Here is a 19,497-nt window from a genome sequence, read left to right as displayed (position 1 = left end):
GGATATCTTATAGATATCCCTTCTTTTCACGCTGTTGAAAAATAATCTTGTCAAATAATGACCAAATTTTTGTAAAGGAAGTTGAGTGATGTTCATTTCCACTACAGGATTCTCGCTTTCCATGGGGCGAAACCTGAGCCTCCTCGGCAAGCCTGCGGGGTCTTTAGCCTTTCCGCATTTCCCATAGGAGTCGAGCATCCTTTCGTTCCAATTAACTTATCCTTCAAAAAAAGTATTCATTAAAAACGATTTAAATTAAATCAGTTTAACGACAAATTCAAAAAAAGCATTGTCTTATAAGATTTGAATTCATTTTTCTAAAAATTAGTATTTAATAGTTTAAACTTATAAAAAAGATGATCTAAGTAATGATTTGAGTTTGACGGAGTTGTAAACATTGCTCAAAAATACTAACATTTATATTCTTTAATAGAACACTAACTTAACATCAATAAAGCTCACTTAATGACCTTTTTTTATATTGACCGTTATATATTTCAACACTCTGAAAAGAAGGGATATCTGATAGATGTCCCTTCTATTATTTTCTTTTATTTGTTATTTAAAATAAACTTTTCAACTACTTCGGCTACTCCGTCTTCATTATTTGAAGAGGTTACAAAATCAGCTTGTTGTTTAATTTCTTCTGGTGCATTCCCCATAGCAACACCAAGCCCTGCAAATTTAATCATTGGTAAATCGTTATATCCATCACCAACTGCAATTACTTCATCTTGGCGAATACCTAAAATTTGAATTAAATGATTAAGACTTTTACCTTTATCAACTTCGCTGTTAGTTAATTCTAAAAAGAATGGCTTCGAGCGCATTACACTAATTTTACCTTCAAGCTCTTTTTGAAGAATTTTTTCAACCTGGGCTAGTTTTTCAGGATCCTCTAACATTAATAACTTAACTACGTCATTTTGTACATGCTCGACAAAGCTACCAACTTCTTTAATCGGCATACCCGTAAGCTGGCCTTCGATATCTGTATATTGATTACCTTGTTCAGTAATAATATCATTTTCAACATATGTATGAACGAAAACATTATGCTTTTTACTAATTTCGTAAAGTTCATGAGCTTGTTCTTTTGTTAGCGTACATTCGTAGACATTATTTTTGGTACGGTAGTCAGTAATGATACCACCATTAAATGACAAAACATAGCTACCATAATCATGAAGTAATAACTCTTCTGCTAACTTATGCATCGCAAAGGTTGGTCTACCAGAAGCCAGTACAACTTTAACACCTAAATCTTGTGCCTTGAGTAAAGCATCTTTTGTACGAGGAGAAATCACATGATCATCTGTTAAAAGTGTGTCATCAATGTCTAATACAATCATTTTATAGTTCAAAAATATTACCTCCTAAAATTAACTTTTTTAGTATACCACCGTTCGAGTTAAATAGTGCTTAATTTGGTTGTAATTCGCTTTCACAAAAAAGCCATAGTATAATAAGATTTATTGGATTGTGGTAAAAAAGCTTGGGGTGATGTATCTGTGAATATCAGTGTAGAAAAAGTAATCCAGCAAATTGAAAATGAGTTACATAAGGCGAAAGTAAATACGCAAAAACCAGGACAATTTCGAGAAAGAATAGCAAGTATTCGTTCTTTATGCGAATTACTTCTTGAAGACGAGGGTAGTATAGAGGTTCCAAAGAGTATAATTACTAGCAACATAGTTCAATCAATACCAAGTCAGCCAATCATGTCTCAACCGTCTGTTATGCCTAAATTAGATGATTCAGAACAAAGTGGATCATTATTAGACTTTTAAATAAAGGGGTAGAAGGAATGAAACTATTTTTCTTACTAGGTAGTATTTTTGCATTTTTATCAATCGCATTAGGCGCATTTGGAGCACATGGACTTGAAGGGAAAATTTCCGAAAGATCACTTCAAATTTGGCAAAAGGCCGTTCAATATCAAATGTTCCAAACAGGTGGATTATTTATTATTGCATTTTTAATTGATAAATTCGGTTCAGTAACTCAGTTAATGTGGGCTGGATGGTTATCTGTTATAGGAATCATTTTATTCTCAGGAAGTTTGTACATATTAAGTATATCTGGGATCAAAATTTTAGGGGCGATTACTCCTATAGGTGGATTAGCATTTTTAGTTGCTTGGATCTTAGTAGGTATTTCGGTTATGAAATAAAAAAAGTGTTCAATAAAAGTGCAATTTTGCACTATATTGAACACTTTTTTTTTACACATTAAGAACATGGTTATCAATTAAAGAATTAAGTATAAGGGTAATGATGCATTCGTCTTCGATTAAAAGCTCGCTAATCGGCGAGTTAATTAAAGTTGATAAGGAAGAGCTATTTCTTCATCAAATGTAACGTAATCTAAGTATATTGTCAGTAATATATAAGTTTTGGTTGTATTTACATCTCTAAGTACGATATGATCACGTCCTGCTCCCATAACATACCCAACAAACACTTGTTGTTGATGACCAGTGAAGGTCATATAAACCGTAGCAATTTTCCCTCGATTAGATCGAAGAATATTTTCTACATACGACTGTTCAAAAAGACCGGGTGTAGCTGTAACTTGACCTTGTTGAGAAATCATACCGCCTGATGAAGCTGCAAGTCCTTGCCCCTGACCCGTTTGCTGTCCTTGATGTGGTGTCGTAGGTTGTGGCTGACGATAAATATTTGGATAATATTCGAAAGGATTACTCAAAGAAAAAACCTCCTTAGTCAAATCATTTAAAAATCAAAAACCCTAGGACAATCTTTAGGCGTTGGCTGATAAAAGCAATGCGACTTAAATCTTCCCGATAATTTTTGGTTAAACCAAGTTGGTGGGCATGAGGCTGCTGGTCGGAAAAACCAAAGGCCATATGTTGCCGGCCAAAAACGCTGCCCTGCAATCACTCTTCTAGAAAGTGCAATATCTTGTTCCCGAGCTCGTTGATAAAAGTATGATTTCTGAACAGCCTCGAATCCACCAGGATTCTGATAAACCATATCCGTAAGATTTCGAATATCTCTAAAATCTAAGCAATCACATAAGACCCTGTTAACACAAACATTACCAACCATTAACATACCTTCTTTACCTTCGCCTTCAGCTTCAGCACGCATTAATCTTGCAAGCAAAGCAACCTCAGCATCAGTATAACGAATTACAGCCATAAATAAGCCTCCTCATCCGAATTAAATATATCTGCATGAACCACAAAGGTGATCGGAAAGCGAGGACTAATTAGTTCGTTCACTACTGTAACTATATTAAAATTGAGAGAAACATATGACATCTTTTCCAACAGGAAAATAAAAAAACTTCTCAAAAAAAGAGAAGTTCTTTTGTTTTATAACTTATGATTGAAAGTACTTAGAGGATACTTACTTCCTGAATTTATACGTAAAGGTATTTAGCGAATGCGTCCTCTTTTAGGATTGTACCAACGAAGAATGAACCAAATACTCCATAACGAGCACTTACTTCATCAAAGCGCATTTCATAAATTAATTTTTTGAACTGTAGAACGTCTTCTGAGAATAGAGTAACGCCCCACTCATAATCATCAAATCCAACTGATCCAGTAATGATTTGTTTAACTTTACCAGCATATCCACGACCAATTTTTCCGTGGCTGTACATCATTTCTTTACGAGCTCCTGAAGGAAGCATGTACCAATTATCTTCTCCTTCACGTTTCTTATCCATTGGATAGAAGCATACGTATTGAGATTTTGGTAAAGTAGGGTAAAGTCTAGAGCGTACATGAGGATTTTGATATGGATCGCCATCTTCTTCGCTTAGATAATTACTTAATTCAACTACAGAAACGTATGAATAAGTCGGAATCATAAATTGAGAAAGTGTTGTTTTATTAATTTCTGTTTCAATATGTAATAACTCGTCCATAGTAGGTCTTAAAACCATAAACATAATGTCTGCTTTTTGACCTAAAATATTATAAATTGCATGGCTACCTTCTCCAGAATCAGCAACTTGATTCCATTTTGAGAATACTTGTTGGAATTCTGTGATTGCTAGTTGACGCTCATCACTGCCTAATTGCTTAAAAGCATGCCAATCCATACTTCTAAAATCATGTAAACAATACCAGCCATCTAAAGTTTTTGCAGCTTCACTCATATTAAATCCCCCAAACGTTATCGTATTGATTTTCATTTCTATAGCATACTACAAATAAAAGTATTTTGTAAAAACATACAAAATTATACTTTACACTAATTTAGTTAGAAAATTAGGAATTGATTTACTTTAAATGATAGCGCTTTAATTAATAGTTTATATTTTTCATTATTCTAAAAAGGTTTTATTCTAATTATATACAAATAAAATAATTTTAATTATCTTGGAGGCTATTATGAGCAATCTATTTGAAAGCATTAAGCAAAAAGTATCAGGTAAAGGTATTTCGATTGTTTTACCTGAAGGTACTGATGAAAGAATTTTAACAGCTGCTGACCGATTAGCAAAAGAAAACGTACTAACCCCAATTCTAATTGGTAATGTAGAGAGTGTTAAAGAAAAAGCAAGTAGCTTAGGATTAGCACTTGAAGGTGTGCAAATCTTAGATCCAGCTACATACGAAGAAATGGATCAATTAGTTGCTTCTTTCGTTGAACGTCGAAAAGGAAAAGCAACTGAAGAACAAGCTCGCAAGGCATTATTAGATCCAAATTACTTTGGTACAATGTTAGTATACGTAAATAAAGCGAACGGACTTGTAAGTGGTGCAACACATTCAACTGCAGACACAGTACGTCCAGCTCTTCAAATTATTAAAACAAAACCAGGTGTAACAAAAACATCAGGTGTATTTATTATGGTTCGTGAGGAAGAAAAATACGTTTTTGCAGATTGCGCAATCAACATCGCTCCAAATAGCCAGGACTTAGCAGAAATCGCAATCGAAAGTGCAAAAACAGCAAAATTATTTGATATCGATCCTAAAATTGCTATGTTAAGTTTTTCAACAAAAGGTTCAGCTAAATCACCTGAAACTGAAAAAGTAGCTGAAGCAGTTAAGATTGCAAAAGAACTTGCTCCGGAATTAACACTAGACGGTGAATTCCAATTTGATGCGGCATTCGTTCCATCTGTTGCGAAAAGTAAGGCTCCAGATTCAGTGATTAAAGGTGATGCGAATACATTCGTTTTCCCAAGCTTAGAAGCTGGTAACATTGGATACAAAATCGCACAACGCTTAGGTAACTTCGAAGCAATCGGACCAATCCTACAAGGTCTAAACATGCCAGTAAATGATTTATCACGTGGCTGTAACAGTGAAGATGTTTACAAGCTATCAATTATCACTGCAGCACAAGCACTTTAATTTAGAGTAGGGGATAGGAAATGCAGATTTTAGAATCTAGTTAAAGATTTTAAAAGGCCTTTTCTTATATAAACCTGTAAAAAGAATAACGCAAAGTAAAATGGGGTGTCTCAAAAAGTTTGGGACATCCTTTTTTTAGTGGAAAATGAACGGAAGTGTAGTGAGTGATAAAAATAGTCTAAAACTGCAAATAATATCCCGTAAATCGCAATTAAGAGGTTAATCTTTGCAAATAAGTGAGGAAATGTTGCAAAAGAGTGGTAAACAGTAAATAAATTTGGAAAATCGCAAATAAAAGTTGAGAATCGCAAATAAAATTGGCAAAATCACAATTAAAATCTAAAGAATCGCAAATAAAGTAAAAAATTACCTATACCAGTTCTAGTATAATGACCTGAAAAATGCGCAATCTAGATTCTTTCAAATGAAAAATAGCCAATTTTGCTCTAATTCATTCAAAATCGCATGTTAAATGGGTAAAAATCTTAATAAAAAGGTCGAAAATATCAACTGCAAATGAAAAGTTCCCCATAGATACCCCCCACCTAAGTTAGAATACAAATTTCAATACATACAAAGAATTACATTGGTTATTCAAAAGTTCACCCTTAATCCTTCCTTTCCTGTATCCTGCTCTTAATCTCTTGCCCCACAGAAAGCCAGCACCCAGCTGATGGAAATCCACAGGTTGCACGCTTTTGACAAACAACAAAGATCAACAGCGCGAAAAAGAGAGGACAAAATAGCCCTCTCTTTTCTTATTTTTGCTGCATTAAATCAATCTCTTCATTACGATTAATCATTCGTTGTAAATGGTGGTTATATAATTCTACTTCATCACCATCAAGTGAGCTCGGAATGATCGTTGGTGTTAATTTAATTAACGATTGAAGTAGTCTTTTCATTACATCTGAAACTGTAAGGTTAATGGATAATAATTCAGAAAGGGAAGCCATCGTATCAGGAACAATTGAAGGATATTTAAAAGAAGTTTCTTTCTGATTGATTGCAATTTCGTAAAATTCCTTAATGATTGAGGCACGTTTTGAACCACTTTCATTTACACAAAGATAGATTTGAACAGCTACACCTTTACGAATCCTTCTTTGTGAAATACCAGCGAATTTTTTTCCATCTATACTTAAATCAAAATCACCTGGACAATACGAACCTACAATTTCTTTTGCCACTATTTTATCCGTTAAGTCTTGGAACATATCTTGAATCAGTGCATACATCGTTTCATACCCATCATTAATTTGGAGCCTATGCTCGGCTTCAGGAAAAAGAATAGAAATATTCAATACACCTTCATCTAATACGACAGCAAGACCACCAGAATTACGTACGATTGCTTTATAGCCTTGTTCATTTAAATAGTTAACACCATTTTCCAAGTTCGGTAAACGTGTATCTTGAATACCTAGTACAATTGTTTGATGGTGAACCCACGTACGAATCGTCGTAGGTGATTCCAAAAGTCCAATTTTTGTACAAAGTGTATCATCTAACGCAAAAGATTGAATTGCTTCAAATGAAGGGCCAAGTGTTGTGCCATCAATAAAGCGTAATTCATCTTTTTTTAATCGATTTAAATGTTGATTCATTTTTCTTTATGCCCCTTGCTTTATAACTTCTGTTGAATTATTTTAGCATGAAAAGATAAATAATGAAAAAGCTTCGCCGCATACTGAAAAACTCATTAAGGTAGTCTGATGTTTGGAATTTTAATCGAAAAAAAACACCTTCACATATGAAGGTGCTTTATTCAGCAATTTTTTCAAGATTTCCGTTCTTATCCATTCTAAACGATGTTGCTGCTGGTTTCTCTTCCTCTTCGAATAAAACTAATTTTCTAGCGCGGTTCATAATTTTCATCATTGTTTCATAGTCTTCTTGAACAGTAGTAGCATCTTTTTCGAGCTTTTCTACCTGTCTCTGTAACTGTGAATTTCGTTCTTGCAATTGTAAAAGCTCTTTTTTCAGTTGTTCATTCTCACGGACTAATCGATCGTTACCAATCTGGTTACTTGATAGACCTTGTAAAAATTGAATGACATCAAACATTGTAATTGAACTTTTTCTTGTATTAACCGGTGTAGCTTGTGGTTGGTATTGGTTTTGTACTGGTGGAATACTTGAAAAAATCTCAGTTTTGCGTTCTTCCTCATGTAAGCCCTCAACAGCCGTATCATCTAGACTATTAGTTTCCACAAAGGAACCAAATTCTTGATCAATTTCAACACCATACTCTAAATCCTGTTCATCATTTAAGTAACGATCAAAATTACTAGAAACATCAGTTTCTATAAAACTAGATTCAGAAGGTGTATAAAGTAATTTCTTCTTAGCATCTTCACCTTTAGCATGTCGAAGCTTCTCTTTACGGAATTTCTTTGCTAATTGAAGTGCTTTTTCATAATTATAACGAACTACGGCATTCCAGCGAAAACCACATGCAGCAGAAGTGCGTTCTAAAATATCGCCAACTTCCTCAAAGGCATTTAGTTGGGTACTTCCTTCACGTACATGACGTAAAACAGTCTCTGCTAAAAGCAAATCATTTTCTTCAGTCCAAGCATCTTGTCTTAATTTCATCATGGAAATTTCCCCTCAACTTTCTTTTATTCAATAAATTGATTCAATTCTTAGCTGATTAATAGAAGTTTGGACAAAAAAATAGAAAACTATACAAAAAATAGAAAATAGTAGAATACTATTTGAGGGTGAAATGTTAGGAAAACTTGCATGTCTTTTTTGGAACGAGTAAAATTACTGCTAGTATGTTCAATATAGAACAGAAAGGATTGTAAAAAATGTCAAACGAATTTAGAATATGTGATGATTGCCAGGCGACGAATATTAAAACATTGGTCCCTCGCTTAAAACGAATAGATGAAGAGGCAGATATTAAGGTTGGTTGTCAATCTTATTGCGGACCAGGACGTAAAAAGTCATTTTGTTTTGTAAATAATAGACCATTATCTGCACCGAATGAAGATGATCTAATTGTTAAGATAAAGTCAAAACTTGGTAAGAATTAAACGTTCCTTCATTTTAAGGAGCGTTTTTTTGATATAATAGTAAAGAAAAACGTCTCCATTCAGTTGAAGTGGTGATTTTTCCATTTTGAAGCTGCGTGGAATATTACTGAAGAGCTAGCTTTCGGAACTAGACACCATAATTTACTTATTTAAAAAAGATTCGTTCAGAAAGTAAAAAAATTAGCATATAAAGAATTAGTGTACATATTGAAAGGGGGCCAACATATGTCATATCGTTTCCAAAAGCTTTATGAAGAAAAAGTATTTAAAGATCCAGTACATCGCTATATTCACGTAAGAGATCAAGTTATATGGGACTTAATAGGGACAAAGGAATTTCAACGACTACGTAGAATAAAACAGCTAGGTACTACATATCTTACATTTCATGGAGCTGAACATAGTCGATTTACTCATTCGCTTGGCGTTTATGAAATAATAAGAAGAATGGTTGATGATGTTTTTTCAGGACGTCCTGAATGGAATGAAGATGATCGCTTATTAGCACTTTGTGCGGGATTATTACACGATGTTGGTCATGGACCTTTTTCACATACTTTTGAAAAGATTTTTAATCTAGATCATGAACAGTTAACAAGAGAAATTATAGAAGGACCTACTGAGATTAATGAGGTTCTAAAAAAAGTTAGCGAAGACTTTCCTAAACAAGTTTCGGAAGTTATTGAAAAAACGTCAACAAATAAGCTAGTAACAAGCATGATTTCAAGCCAAATTGATGCGGATCGAATGGACTATCTATTAAGAGATGCGTATTACACAGGAGTAAGCTATGGTAATTTTGATATGGAGCGTATTTTAAGAATAATGCGACCACGCCCAGATGGAGTCGTTATCAAACAATCAGGTATGCACGCTGTAGAGCATTACTTAATTAGTCGATTTCAAATGTATTGGCAAGTCTACTTCCACCCAGTTTCAAGAAGTGCAGAAGCAATTTTGCTTAAAATTTTACAACGCGCTAAATATTTGCATGAAGTAGGTTATCATTTCAATTACGTACCTGTACACTTCGGTCATTTATTTGAAGGAAAAGTTGAGTTAGATGAATATATCAAATTAGATGAATCTGTACTTCTATATTACTTTCAAGTATGGCAGGAAGAATCCGATCAAATATTAAGTGAACTATGTCAACGTTTCCTAAATCGCAATCTATTTCAGTACGTAGATTTTGATGCACAATGTCATACTGAAAAATTTGCTGAATTGAAAAAGCTATTTCTAGAAATCGATATTGATCCAGAATATTATTTAGTAAAAGACACAATATCAGACGAGGCGTATGATTATTTTAGATATGGTGAGGAAGATGGCAAAAAGCCGATTTTATTGCTACAACCTAGCGGTGAGTTAAAAGAAATTTCACGGAAATCAGAGCTAGTAGATGGAATAACTGGTAAGAAGCTATCTGATTCAAAATTATATTACCCACATGACTTAATTTATCGAAAACCTGATGAGAAAAGAAAAGAGATCATTGAGTTAATAGAAGAAATTGCAGGGGCAAAAAGTAGATAAAAAAAAATAGAAGTTATCATTAATCAGATTTACAGACTGTTTGAAAATACTTGTCAACAGTCTGAAACGGAAGTTAATTCTTCCGTTTCAGATGACTTTATGTAAAAATACTTTCTATTCGTCGCTTAGACGTTTGCCTGCAACTGCATAGTGATTCTTTGTCATTTCTTCAATAAAAACAACGATCTTTTCAGTTGGAGCACCTGTTGTTTCACTTACAGCATCAGTAACTTTTTCTACTAAAGCTTTCTTTTGTTCATCAGTACGACCTTCTAGCATTTTTACTGTAACGTATGGCATAATATGACCTCCTTCATTTTGTCATATTTATTATAACTCAGTACATTAGAATAATAACAATTTAAACGAATAACATGGAAGAAATCATAGCAAATAATTTAAACTAGTAATAACTAGAGTCTATATTTATTTCATGAGAGGAGCTATGAATGGGAACATCATTTTTTCAATATCCATTAAAAGATATACCGCTTATATTACTAGTTGTTGCAATTTCATTGTCTGTTCATGAATTTGCACATGCTTACGTAGCTTATAAATTTGGAGATGATACAGCAAAACGACAAGGTAGGCTAACTCTGTCTCCATTTAAACACTTAGATATATTTGGAACGCTTGCTATTATTATTTTAGGATTTGGTTGGGCAAGACCAGTGCCAGTTAACCGTCATAACTTTAAAAATCCTAGAATAGCAGGTATACTTACAACTGCAGCGGGACCGATTAGTAACTTAATACTAGCGACATTTGGTCTCATTATTTATTTATTATTATTAAAATTTGGGTTCTTTAATTCTTTCCCACAGGCTTTATCAATTACTTTAGATTCTTTCTTTAGTATTTTCATTCAACTGAACATTGTATTATTTGTCTTCAACTTAATTCCTCTACCACCACTAGATGGATATCGAATTATTGAAGACTTAGTTCCAAATGATTTAAGAGCTAAAATGTCACAATATGAACAATATGGAGCATTTGTGTTTTTAATTTTAGTATTAACTCCATTAGATAACTTTACGATTCAACCTATTTTCCAGGTTGCAATACCTTCAGTTTTTCACTGGATTAGTTCAATTGTAGCACCATTAATTATGTAGAGAACAGTAGGAGGTACATGATGTCTGAACAACCAAAAAAGAAATCATTAGGTTTTAATATATTAAAGAACGATTCTACAAGTGGACACGGCGGATTTGGAGTTGGCGCAATTAGCTTAGAAAATGTTTCGCCAGTTTTTGTTGATATTCAAGAAAACGATGTATTTGTAGATATCGGAGCAATGCATGCAAGAAGTGCTGTTGAAAAAGGGATTAAGTTTTTAACAAATGAGGATGAGGTTCCTAACGGAAAACCATATTGGTTAGTATGGGTAGCTACAGAACGTAATGAAGTAGGCCCATATTACGCTGGTGTAACAGGTTGCTACATGACTGTTGACCGTGAAGCTAGAAGAGGATACAAGCTTCTTCCAGATCATGTGAACAAAATGGATAAAGCAATGAAACGAAAAATTATTGTCGACCACATGGATGAAAAATCTCGTAAATTATTAGCGGATTTTCTAAAATCACATAATGAAGAGATGTGGAATAATTCATCTGATCTATTAAAAACAGTTCTTTTAGGCCAATAGACTTTTTTTGGAAAATTATATAAAAAAATTGAAGAAATCGTCGAATAATCTTTTTACATTTATCACCAAATAAAGTAAACTAATAATAGCTTGGACAAAGCTAGGACTAGGACAAACAAAAGACCTTACCAATTTGGTGAGGTCTTTTGTTTTTATGGAAGATATTGAGAGTACCAAGGTTTCTGATTCTTTTTATGGTTTTTAGTTTTCTTTTTATTCATACAAGATTTTGTAGGTTGAGTGCCTTTTAGGAAATAAAGTGACACTTTCTCTCCACAGCCCTCCTTATACAAAAGACCAGTCTTTTCGTCTACTCCAATTTTTACTAGTTTATTAGGTAATTTTGAATTCACTTTTTTATCTGGTAGATTTGTAATAACAGAAGCCCAAACTTTTTTAGCTAAAGTACTTTCCTCAGCAGTTAATGATTTAGAGCGGTCATATCCAACCCATACTCCAACAACAAGATTTGAATGAAATCCAATCATCCAATTATCTGTATTAGTAGTTCCAGTTTTGCCGTAATAATCTTTTGACAGTTCAGGGAGTACGCTTGTACCTGTAACGGGTAAGTAACTGGAAAAATTAGTATTAAACATTCCGTTCATTAATTGTTTAAGAATGACTACATGATTTTTATCTAGTATTTGTTTCTCGACCGTTCTTTCTTTATAAATTATTCTACCTGATTTTGACTTAATTTCTTTAACGAAATGAGGGGTTACATCTTTACCGTTATTTGCAATCATTGCATAGGCTCTTGTCATATCAAGGAGTGAGGCCTCTTGAGTACCAAGTGCTAGAGAAGGAAGTTTAGCAGTTGGAGTAGGCAAATGGAACAATTTCTCTGCATTAATAAAATTATCCGTTCCGATTGCCTGTTGCGTTTTAACAGCATAAATATTATCTGAAACTGCAATAGCTTTAGCTAATGTGATTGAATCATACGCATAATGATTTCCACTATTTTTTGGTCGATAGGAATCACCATTTTCGAAGTGAAAAATAGTTGGTTTACTTTGTAACTTTGTAGATGGGGTATATCCATTTTCGAGCGCACCGTAATACAAAATAGGCTTAATCGTACTGCCAATTTGTCTCTTTGCATCAATTGCACGATTGAATAAAAGCTGACCTTTTTCACGTCCACCAGCCATACCTAAAATCTCTCCAGTTTCACTATCTAATACAATCACACTAGCCTGCAATTCTGATTTAGGTTGAATATATCTATCAAATGCTTGATCAATCCGTTTTTGAATCAATGGATTAAATGTCGTATAAATTTCGCTACCGTTGTTGTTGATTGATTGTCCAATATGTTCTGAAATCTCTTTTTGAACACTTTGTTGAAAATAAGAAGTAAAAGTTGAATTTGTAGTATGAGTAATTGGCTTTAAATGAATAGATTCATTACTTGCTGTATTAACGCTCTTTAAGCTAATAAATTTATTTTTTTCAAGTGATAATAAGATCCGGTGTTGCCGTTTTTTAACAGATTCAAAGTGAGTATAAGGATCATATGTTGATGGATTAGCTGGGATACTCAATAAGAATGTAGATTCTGCAATTGTAAGTTGACTCGTTTCTTTTCCTAAAAATGTATTTGCTGCAGTTTCGAGACCATATATACCGTGTCCAAAATAAATGGTGTTTAAATACGCTTCTAATATTTTCTTTTTGTTATAAGAAGACTCTAATTTCATTGTTAAAAATGCTTCTTTTAATTTACGACTAATTGTTTTTTCTTGTGAAAGATAAAGATTTTTAGCAAGTTGCTGAGTGATCGTACTAGCTCCTTCTGCATATTCTCCTTGAAGGATATTAGTGAGAACAGCAGAACCCATCCTTTTTAAATCAAAACCATGATGATGAAAAAAGTTTTGATCCTCTGCAATTAAAACACTATTAATTGCGATTGGAGGTACATCTGCAATTTTAAGTGTTTTTCTATTTTGTAATAGCTTAGTTTTACTAATTAATTTTCCACCTTGGTCATAGAAGCTAGAATTCGATTCAATGAATAGGGAAGGATTAGTGGTAGAAACAGCTAAGAGGTAAACGCAAGATAGAAGGAATGTACCAAAAATCGAAAAAATAGTAATGAAAATACCTACTTTTTGAAGGGTACGCCAATGGAATGAATAACTAATATTATGCATAAGGTATCCTCCTCCCGATTAAATTATGCATCGTAATACTAGTATGGTAGATTAAGAGAATTTTTATACAAAACTCACTTATAAAAAATATCAATGAATTTAACCTTAAAAATCTTGCATTTCAGCAAAATTACTCTATACTTTTCTTTTGTACGGCAAAAAAATGTTGTAACAACACAAATCCGATAGGAATTAGGAAGAGTGGGGATAATACGAAACATAGCCAACTAAGTTAAATCTTCATTGTTATGTTTCAAACTAAATCTTGATAAAGAAGGGTAGATGCATTAAATGGAATTATGGTTTACTGAAAAACAAACAAAAAACTTTGGAATTACTGCTAAAATTAATAGAACTTTACATACAGAGCAAACTGAGTTTCAAAAGCTTGACATGGTAGAGACAGAAGAGTTTGGTAACATGCTTATTTTAGATGGTATGGTTATGACAACTCAAAAAGATGAGTTTGTATATCATGAGATGGTTGCTCATGTACCATTATTTACACACCCAAATCCTGAGAACGTATTAGTTGTAGGTGGCGGTGACGGCGGTGTTATCCGTGAAGTATTAAAACACCCAAGTGTAAAGAAAGCAACTCTAGTTGAAATCGACGGAAAAGTAATTGAATACTCTAAAATATACTTACCTGAAATTGCAGGGAAATTAGAAGATCCACGTGTTGAAGTAAAAGTAGATGATGGATTTATGCACATTGCAAATAGTGAAAATGAATATGATGTAATTATGGTTGATTCAACTGAACCAGTTGGTCCTGCAGTTAACTTATTCACAAAAGGCTTCTATGCTGGAATTTCAAAAGCATTAAAAGAAGATGGTATTTTCGTAGCTCAAACGGACAACCCTTGGTTTACACCTAAGTTAATTACACAAGTTCAACGTGATGTAAGAGAAATTTTCCCAATCACACGTTTATACATTGCGAACATCCCAACTTATCCAAGTGGTATGTGGACATTTACAATCGGTTCGAAAAAACACGATCCACTTGAAGTAGAAGAGAATCGTTTCTTTGATATTGAGACAAAATATTATACAAAAGAGCTACACAAAGCAGCGTTCGTATTACCAAAATTTGTAGCTGATCTTACTAAATAAGGGGGCTTTATTATGCGTTTTGATGAAGCTTATTCAGGAAATGTATTTATAAAGAGTCATCCAAGCTTTGAAGAGAGTAAAGCAGTTATTTATGGTATGCCAATGGATTGGACTGTAAGTTTCCGTCCGGGCTCTCGTTTTGGTCCTGCACGTATTCGTGAAGTTTCAATCGGTTTAGAGGAATATAGTCCGTACCAGGATAAAGAACTTGAAGAAGTTAAATATTTCGATGCTGGGGATATTCCATTACCATTCGGTAACGCGCAAAGAAGCCTTGATATGATTGAAGATTATATCGATGGTTTATTAGCTCAAGGCAAATTCCCTCTAGGTATGGGGGGAGAACATCTTGTATCATGGCCTGTAATGAAAGCAATGTACAAGAAATACCCAGATTTAGCAATCATTCATTTTGATGCTCATACTGATTTACGTGATTCATATGAAGGTGAGCCATTATCTCACTCAACACCAATTAAAAAAGTTTGTGATTTAATTGGACCTAAAAACGTTTATTCATTTGGAATCCGTTCTGGTATGAAGGAAGAATTTGAATGGGCTAAAGAAGTAGGTATGAATTTATTTAAATTTGAAGTACTTGAGCCACTAAAGAAGGTACTTCCAACACTTGCTGGACGTCCAGTATATGTAACAATTGATATTGATGTATTAGATCCTGCACATGCTCCTGGAACAGGAACACTTGAAGCAGGTGGTATTACTTCAAAAGAAATGCTAGACAGTATTTTAGCAATTGCGAACAGTGATATTAATGTTGTAGGGGCAGACTTAGTTGAAGTAGCTCCAGTCTACGATCACGCTGAGCAAACTCAAGTAGTTGCAAGCAAATTTATCCGCGAAATCCTATTAGGATGGGTAAAGTAAAATAGGTATGATTAAAGGCGATTTTTCGTTCAATAAGGACGAGAAATCGCCTTTTTGTCTATTTTTTCCTATAGTTCTTCCGAAATTAGAGACGTATTTCCTATTTTTGTAAACAGTTATTGATAATGATAATCATTACCTATATAATTGAGAACGATTATTATTATCGTTTAGCAAAAATAAATCGTTTCAGGGGAGAAGAGAAGAATGAAAAGTAGTATAAGGAGATTTATTTTAATGTTGCACCTTGTATGTAGTTTGATTTTTGGACTATTTATTATGACTGTTTGTGCAACGGGGAGTGTTTTAGTGTTTGGGGATGAAATTGAACATGGGCTTAATCCACAATATTTTAAGCCTGCAAGTACTGATAGAAATGTTGGAATAAAAGAAGCTGAAAAGATTTTTCTGGAACAATACAAAGGGTATCAAATCTCCAGAATAGATGTCCCTTCAAAAATTTCAACTATATACCATGCTAATCTTTTAAAAGGACATAAGGAAATTGAAGCGTATCTAGATCCTAGTAACGGTAAATTATTGGGTAATTTTGATCGAGATGCATCATTTGTTTCTTTTTTTAAGGAATTACACACACATTTATTATTAGACGAAATTGGTGAAACAATTATTGGGTTTGTGGCAATTGCACTTATCATCATTTTAATAACAGGTATCTATTTATGGTATCCAGGTATTAAAAGAATGTTTAAAAGCTTAAAAATAAAATGGAATAAAAGCCAAATGGCACGGAATTATTCACTACATAATTTTATTGGGGTTATTACCTTACCATTTTTACTTGTAGTAGCTGTAACAGGTATGCTATTCCCATTTCAGGAAAAAATTGAAGAATCCTTAAAATTAGAATTTGCGTCAAATTATCCTGAAAATCTTAAATCAATCGATAATGGAAAAAAACAAATAGGAATAGAGCAAATCGATGCAGAAATAAAAAGATTACATCCAGATGGAGAGCTTTATAAAATAAGGATTCCTTCAGAAAAGGAAGGGGTTATTGAAGCTCAATTAAATGATGGCACTTATGATCCGAAGGGAAAAGGAAACACAATTGAATTTTTTGATCAATTTACGGGCAAGCATTTAGGAACATTTTCAAAAAGCACCGAAACAGTCTACGATAAATTTTTAGTATGGAGACATAGTTTACATAGAGGTACCTTTGGAGGAGTCTTTATCAAAATCGTTTATGCATTAGTTGGAATTGCTCCTCTTGGATTAGGAATTACCGGAATTACGATGTGGACCTTAAAACGTAGAAACAAAACTAAAAAGCAGAAACAATTACAGCAAATAGCTTAAAGCGATGTATCACAATAACCCGAAAAATAAATACCATTATGAGGTATTTACTTTTCGGGTATTTTTATTGCTTTAAAGAGGAGGGGGAATTAGTCGGTTTTGTTAACTAAACATTAGTAAAAATAAAATTTTGTAGAAAGATAAAAATAGATAAACCTACAAAGTTAACGTTGACGTTAACGTTTGATGAGAGTAAGATAGATTAATGAGATATTTAATCATTTAGTTATTCGAGAGGAGGTTCAATTTTGTTATATAAAATAGATGATGTTGCCAAGGAATGTGGATTAACGAAGCGTTCGATTCGTTATTACGAAGAAATCGGTTTGATTCCTCCTCCTGAAAGAAGTGAGGGCGGATTTCGTTTATATTCAGAAATGCATATTGAGCGACTAAAGAAAATAATGAATGTTCGAGACGTACTTGGATTTTCTTTACAAGAGGTTCAAGAGTATATGGCGATTAGTGAGGCGTTTGAAGAATTCCGCCAGCAATATAGGGAATCAAAGGATTCAATGAGCGAAGAGGAGAGAAGGGAAAAGCTTTTAGGAGCTGAACCAATACTTGCTCAACAATTAAATATGATTGATGAAAAACTTAAGAAAATGAACGAAATTCGAAGTGAAATGAATGAGATGTACCAGAGGGTAATTAAAGCATTAGAAAAATAAAAATATGGGGGATGGATGTAAAATGTCAAATTTGGAACAAAAGACAGATTCAAAGCAAAAATCAGGTCTTTTAAATCAACCAAAGGCAATCTGGGCAGTCGGTTTTGCATGTATTATTGCATTTATGGGCATCGGGTTAGTTGACCCAATCTTACCGGCAATCGCTGAAAAAATGCATGCTTCTAAAAGTGATGTAACGCTTCTATTTACGAGTTACAATTTAGTAATGGCGTTTGCTATGTTAATTACAGGATTTATCTCCTCACGTATTGGTATAAAATGGACGCTGTTACTAGGGATATTAATTATTGCAGTTTTCTCAGGGCTTGGAGGTAATTCAAGCAGTATTTGGGAATTAGTTTGGTTAAGAGGTGGATGGGGGCTAGGTAATGCATTATTCGTAGCAACCGCATTATCAGCTATCGTTTCATTATCTAAGTCTGGTGTAGCTCAATCAATTATTTTATACGAAACAGCAATAGGTCTTGGGATTTCTGTTGGACCACTCTTAGGTGGGGAATTAGGTTCAATCTCTTGGAGAGGTCCATTTTTTGGTGTAGCTTGCTTAATGGTAATTGCATTTTTATCTTTATCCGTTATGATGCCAAAAACAACGGTAACGAAAAATACTACAAAAACATCATTTCTTGATCCATTTCGTGCCCTTAAACATAGATCACTATTAACATTAGGGATTACAGCATTTTTATATAATTTTGGATTCTTTACTTTATTAGCATTCTCACCATTCTTCATGGGACTAAAAGAACATGGATTAGGCTTTGTATTCTTAGGATGGGGACTTCTACTAGCGATTACTTCCGTTTTTATGGCACCAAAGCTTCAAAAGAAATTTGGTACGCTTAAATCGATGTATGCAATGTTAACTCTTTTCGCAATCACACTGATCATAATGGGTATTGGAACAGAGACAAATACTGTAATTATCGTTTGTGTAATTATAGCTGGTGCGTTTTTAGGAAATAACAATACATTAATCACTACGGCAGTAATGCAAGCAGCTCCAGTTGAAAGATCAACAGCATCAGCGGCATATAGCTTCCTACGCTTTCTTGGTGGAGCAATAGCACCTTACTTAGCAGGGAAATTAGCCGAATGGTATAACCCACATGTTCCTTTCTACGTAGGTGGATGCTTTGTTTTACTTTCTGTGCTTTTCTTATTTATTAACAAAAAACATTTAATTCATATCGATAAAGCAGAATCTGCGCATTGATTCAAATCAGTCAATGAAAAAAGGTCATTAAGTGAACTTTATTGATGATTAAGTTATCATATTTGATATTCTATTAATGAATAGAAATGTTAGTTGTTTTGAGCATATTTATAACTTCATCAAAATAAAATCATTACTTAGATCTTTTTCATTTAAAATATTAAGTACAGAAAAGTGAATTCAAACTGATTAATAGTTTGTTTTAAGTAAAGGAAATTTAAATTGTTTTTCAATAAATACTTTTGTTGAAGAATAAGTTGATTGGAACGAAAGGATGCTCGACTCCTATGGGAAATGCGGAAAGGCTGAGACCCCGCAGGCTTGCCGAGGAGGCTCAGGTTTCGCCCCATGGAAAGCGAGAATCCTGTAGTGGAAATGAACATCACTCAACTTCCTTTACAAAAACTTGTTCATTATTTGACAAGATAATTTTTTAACAGCTTAAGGCATCTTTAAAAGATGCCTTTTTCTATTTAAATATATAAATAATCTATATTCCTGAATCACCTTATTGACTTC

Annotated in this window: 20 protein-coding genes; 12 read left to right on the top strand and 8 right to left on the bottom strand. The window is 33.6% G+C overall.

Translation table 11 applies throughout. The annotated features are described in order from the left end of the window. Positions 1-551: 551 nt before the first annotated feature. The gene (locus B7R67_RS19635; protein ID WP_088072682.1) at positions 552-1,364 is read right to left on the bottom strand and encodes a Cof-type HAD-IIB family hydrolase; all 813 of its coding nucleotides are present in this window, start codon (positions 1,362-1,364) and stop codon (positions 552-554) included. Between the two features lie 147 nt (positions 1,365-1,511). On the opposite strand from B7R67_RS19635, the gene B7R67_RS19630 reads away from it, so the two are divergent. Next, positions 1,512-1,790: a YwdI family protein gene (locus tag B7R67_RS19630; protein ID WP_088072681.1), complete on the top strand. Its 279-nt coding sequence runs from the start codon at positions 1,512-1,514 to the stop codon at positions 1,788-1,790. A gap of 17 nt (positions 1,791-1,807) precedes the next feature. Next, entirely contained in the window at positions 1,808-2,173 is a 366-nt protein-coding gene (locus tag B7R67_RS19625) for a DUF423 domain-containing protein (RefSeq protein ID WP_088072680.1), read from the top strand. Positions 2,174-2,319: 146 nt separating this feature from the next. On the opposite strand, the gene gerQ is transcribed toward B7R67_RS19625, so the two are convergent. The 3 genes from gerQ to hemQ all read right to left on the bottom strand — a co-directional run bounded on the left by gerQ (position 2,320) and on the right by hemQ (position 4,134). After that, entirely contained in the window at positions 2,320-2,709 is a 390-nt protein-coding gene (gene gerQ, locus B7R67_RS19620; RefSeq protein ID WP_235822221.1) for a spore coat protein GerQ, read from the bottom strand. Positions 2,710-2,735: 26 nt separating this feature from the next. Then, entirely contained in the window at positions 2,736-3,164 is a 429-nt protein-coding gene (locus tag B7R67_RS19615) for a cell wall hydrolase (protein ID WP_088072679.1), read from the bottom strand. A gap of 223 nt (positions 3,165-3,387) precedes the next feature. Continuing rightward, positions 3,388-4,134 carry a hydrogen peroxide-dependent heme synthase gene (gene hemQ, locus B7R67_RS19610; RefSeq protein WP_088072678.1) on the bottom strand — a complete coding sequence of 249 codons (747 nt, stop codon included), beginning with the start codon at positions 4,132-4,134 and terminating at the stop codon, positions 3,388-3,390. 235 nt (positions 4,135-4,369) lie between these two features. Here hemQ and pta point away from each other — a divergent pair, with 235 nt between their 5' ends. Continuing rightward, on the top strand, positions 4,370-5,341 hold the full coding sequence (gene pta, locus B7R67_RS19605) for a phosphate acetyltransferase (protein ID WP_088072677.1): 972 nt from the start codon (positions 4,370-4,372) through the stop codon (positions 5,339-5,341). Positions 5,342-6,099: 758 nt separating this feature from the next. Here pta and B7R67_RS19600 read toward each other — a convergent pair. Next, positions 6,100-6,948 carry a lipoate--protein ligase family protein gene (locus tag B7R67_RS19600; protein ID WP_088072676.1) on the bottom strand — a complete coding sequence of 283 codons (849 nt, stop codon included), beginning with the start codon at positions 6,946-6,948 and terminating at the stop codon, positions 6,100-6,102. A 157-nt stretch (positions 6,949-7,105) separates the two neighbouring features. Continuing rightward, a complete protein-coding gene (locus B7R67_RS19595) occupies positions 7,106-7,939 on the bottom strand; it encodes an RsfA family transcriptional regulator (RefSeq protein WP_088072683.1) in 834 nt (277 codons plus the stop codon). A 218-nt stretch (positions 7,940-8,157) separates the two neighbouring features. Between B7R67_RS19595 and B7R67_RS19590 the strand changes: the two genes are divergently transcribed. Together B7R67_RS19590 and B7R67_RS19585 are read left to right on the top strand one after the other, a co-directional pair. Continuing rightward, entirely contained in the window at positions 8,158-8,385 is a 228-nt protein-coding gene (locus tag B7R67_RS19590) for a DUF1450 domain-containing protein (RefSeq protein WP_088072675.1), read from the top strand. A 225-nt stretch (positions 8,386-8,610) separates the two neighbouring features. Continuing rightward, positions 8,611-9,924: an HD domain-containing protein gene (locus tag B7R67_RS19585; protein WP_088072674.1), complete on the top strand. Its 1,314-nt coding sequence runs from the start codon at positions 8,611-8,613 to the stop codon at positions 9,922-9,924. 114 nt (positions 9,925-10,038) lie between these two features. On the opposite strand, the gene B7R67_RS19580 is transcribed toward B7R67_RS19585, so the two are convergent. After that, positions 10,039-10,224 carry a 2-hydroxymuconate tautomerase gene (locus B7R67_RS19580; RefSeq protein ID WP_088072673.1) on the bottom strand — a complete coding sequence of 62 codons (186 nt, stop codon included), beginning with the start codon at positions 10,222-10,224 and terminating at the stop codon, positions 10,039-10,041. A gap of 149 nt (positions 10,225-10,373) precedes the next feature. Between B7R67_RS19580 and B7R67_RS19575 the strand changes: the two genes are divergently transcribed. Continuing rightward, entirely contained in the window at positions 10,374-11,045 is a 672-nt protein-coding gene (locus B7R67_RS19575; protein ID WP_088072672.1) for a site-2 protease family protein, read from the top strand. 20 nt (positions 11,046-11,065) lie between these two features. After that, positions 11,066-11,581 (top strand): YwhD family protein, encoded by a 516-nt coding sequence (locus B7R67_RS19570; protein WP_088072671.1) that lies wholly within the window; start codon positions 11,066-11,068, stop codon positions 11,579-11,581. Between the two features lie 152 nt (positions 11,582-11,733). Here B7R67_RS19570 and B7R67_RS19565 read toward each other — a convergent pair whose 3' ends face one another. Beyond that, on the bottom strand, positions 11,734-13,743 hold the full coding sequence (locus B7R67_RS19565) for a transglycosylase domain-containing protein (protein WP_088072670.1): 2,010 nt from the start codon (positions 13,741-13,743) through the stop codon (positions 11,734-11,736). 291 nt (positions 13,744-14,034) lie between these two features. Between B7R67_RS19565 and speE the strand changes: the two genes are divergently transcribed. The 5 genes from speE (at position 14,035) to B7R67_RS19540 (ending at position 18,978) form a co-directional block, all read left to right on the top strand. Further along, entirely contained in the window at positions 14,035-14,862 is an 828-nt protein-coding gene (gene speE / locus B7R67_RS19560; protein WP_088072669.1) for a polyamine aminopropyltransferase, read from the top strand. Positions 14,863-14,874: 12 nt separating this feature from the next. Then, entirely contained in the window at positions 14,875-15,747 is an 873-nt protein-coding gene (gene speB, locus B7R67_RS19555) for an agmatinase (protein ID WP_088072668.1), read from the top strand. 207 nt (positions 15,748-15,954) lie between these two features. Next, a complete protein-coding gene (locus B7R67_RS19550) occupies positions 15,955-17,070 on the top strand; it encodes a PepSY-associated TM helix domain-containing protein (RefSeq protein ID WP_088072667.1) in 1,116 nt (371 codons plus the stop codon). Positions 17,071-17,318: 248 nt separating this feature from the next. Beyond that, positions 17,319-17,741: a MerR family transcriptional regulator gene (locus B7R67_RS19545; RefSeq protein WP_328587381.1), complete on the top strand. Its 423-nt coding sequence runs from the start codon at positions 17,319-17,321 to the stop codon at positions 17,739-17,741. A 22-nt stretch (positions 17,742-17,763) separates the two neighbouring features. After that, complete coding sequence (locus B7R67_RS19540; RefSeq protein ID WP_088072665.1) at positions 17,764-18,978, top strand: MFS transporter; 1,215 nt, start codon at positions 17,764-17,766, stop codon at positions 18,976-18,978. Positions 18,979-19,497 lie beyond the last annotated feature (519 nt).

The sequence above is a fragment of the Gottfriedia luciferensis genome (assembly GCF_002156865.1).
Taxonomy (GTDB): Bacteria; Bacillota; Bacilli; order Bacillales; family Bacillaceae_G; genus Gottfriedia; species Gottfriedia luciferensis.
This window is presented reverse-complemented; position numbering and strand designations above follow the sequence as displayed.

What these genes read in the sequence shown, in the direction of transcription:
- speE (WP_088072669.1), top strand. Translation starts at nt 14,035, where the DNA reads ATGGAATTATGGTTTACTGAAAAACAAACAAAAAACTTTGGAATTACT.
- pta (WP_088072677.1), top strand. Translation starts at nt 4,370, where the DNA reads ATGAGCAATCTATTTGAAAGCATTAAGCAAAAAGTATCAGGTAAAGGT.
- B7R67_RS19595 (WP_088072683.1), bottom strand. Translation starts at nt 7,939, where the DNA reads ATGAAATTAAGACAAGATGCTTGGACTGAAGAAAATGATTTGCTTTTA.
- B7R67_RS19570 (WP_088072671.1), top strand. Translation starts at nt 11,066, where the DNA reads ATGTCTGAACAACCAAAAAAGAAATCATTAGGTTTTAATATATTAAAG.
- B7R67_RS19615 (WP_088072679.1), bottom strand. Translation starts at nt 3,164, where the DNA reads ATGGCTGTAATTCGTTATACTGATGCTGAGGTTGCTTTGCTTGCAAGA.
- B7R67_RS19550 (WP_088072667.1), top strand. Translation starts at nt 15,955, where the DNA reads ATGAAAAGTAGTATAAGGAGATTTATTTTAATGTTGCACCTTGTATGT.
- B7R67_RS19575 (WP_088072672.1), top strand. Translation starts at nt 10,374, where the DNA reads ATGGGAACATCATTTTTTCAATATCCATTAAAAGATATACCGCTTATA.
- B7R67_RS19600 (WP_088072676.1), bottom strand. Translation starts at nt 6,948, where the DNA reads ATGAATCAACATTTAAATCGATTAAAAAAAGATGAATTACGCTTTATT.
- B7R67_RS19565 (WP_088072670.1), bottom strand. Translation starts at nt 13,743, where the DNA reads ATGCATAATATTAGTTATTCATTCCATTGGCGTACCCTTCAAAAAGTA.
- B7R67_RS19590 (WP_088072675.1), top strand. Translation starts at nt 8,158, where the DNA reads ATGTCAAACGAATTTAGAATATGTGATGATTGCCAGGCGACGAATATT.
- B7R67_RS19585 (WP_088072674.1), top strand. Translation starts at nt 8,611, where the DNA reads ATGTCATATCGTTTCCAAAAGCTTTATGAAGAAAAAGTATTTAAAGAT.
- hemQ (WP_088072678.1), bottom strand. Translation starts at nt 4,134, where the DNA reads ATGAGTGAAGCTGCAAAAACTTTAGATGGCTGGTATTGTTTACATGAT.
- B7R67_RS19540 (WP_088072665.1), top strand. Translation starts at nt 17,764, where the DNA reads ATGTCAAATTTGGAACAAAAGACAGATTCAAAGCAAAAATCAGGTCTT.
- B7R67_RS19625 (WP_088072680.1), top strand. Translation starts at nt 1,808, where the DNA reads ATGAAACTATTTTTCTTACTAGGTAGTATTTTTGCATTTTTATCAATC.
- B7R67_RS19580 (WP_088072673.1), bottom strand. Translation starts at nt 10,224, where the DNA reads ATGCCATACGTTACAGTAAAAATGCTAGAAGGTCGTACTGATGAACAA.
- speB (WP_088072668.1), top strand. Translation starts at nt 14,875, where the DNA reads ATGCGTTTTGATGAAGCTTATTCAGGAAATGTATTTATAAAGAGTCAT.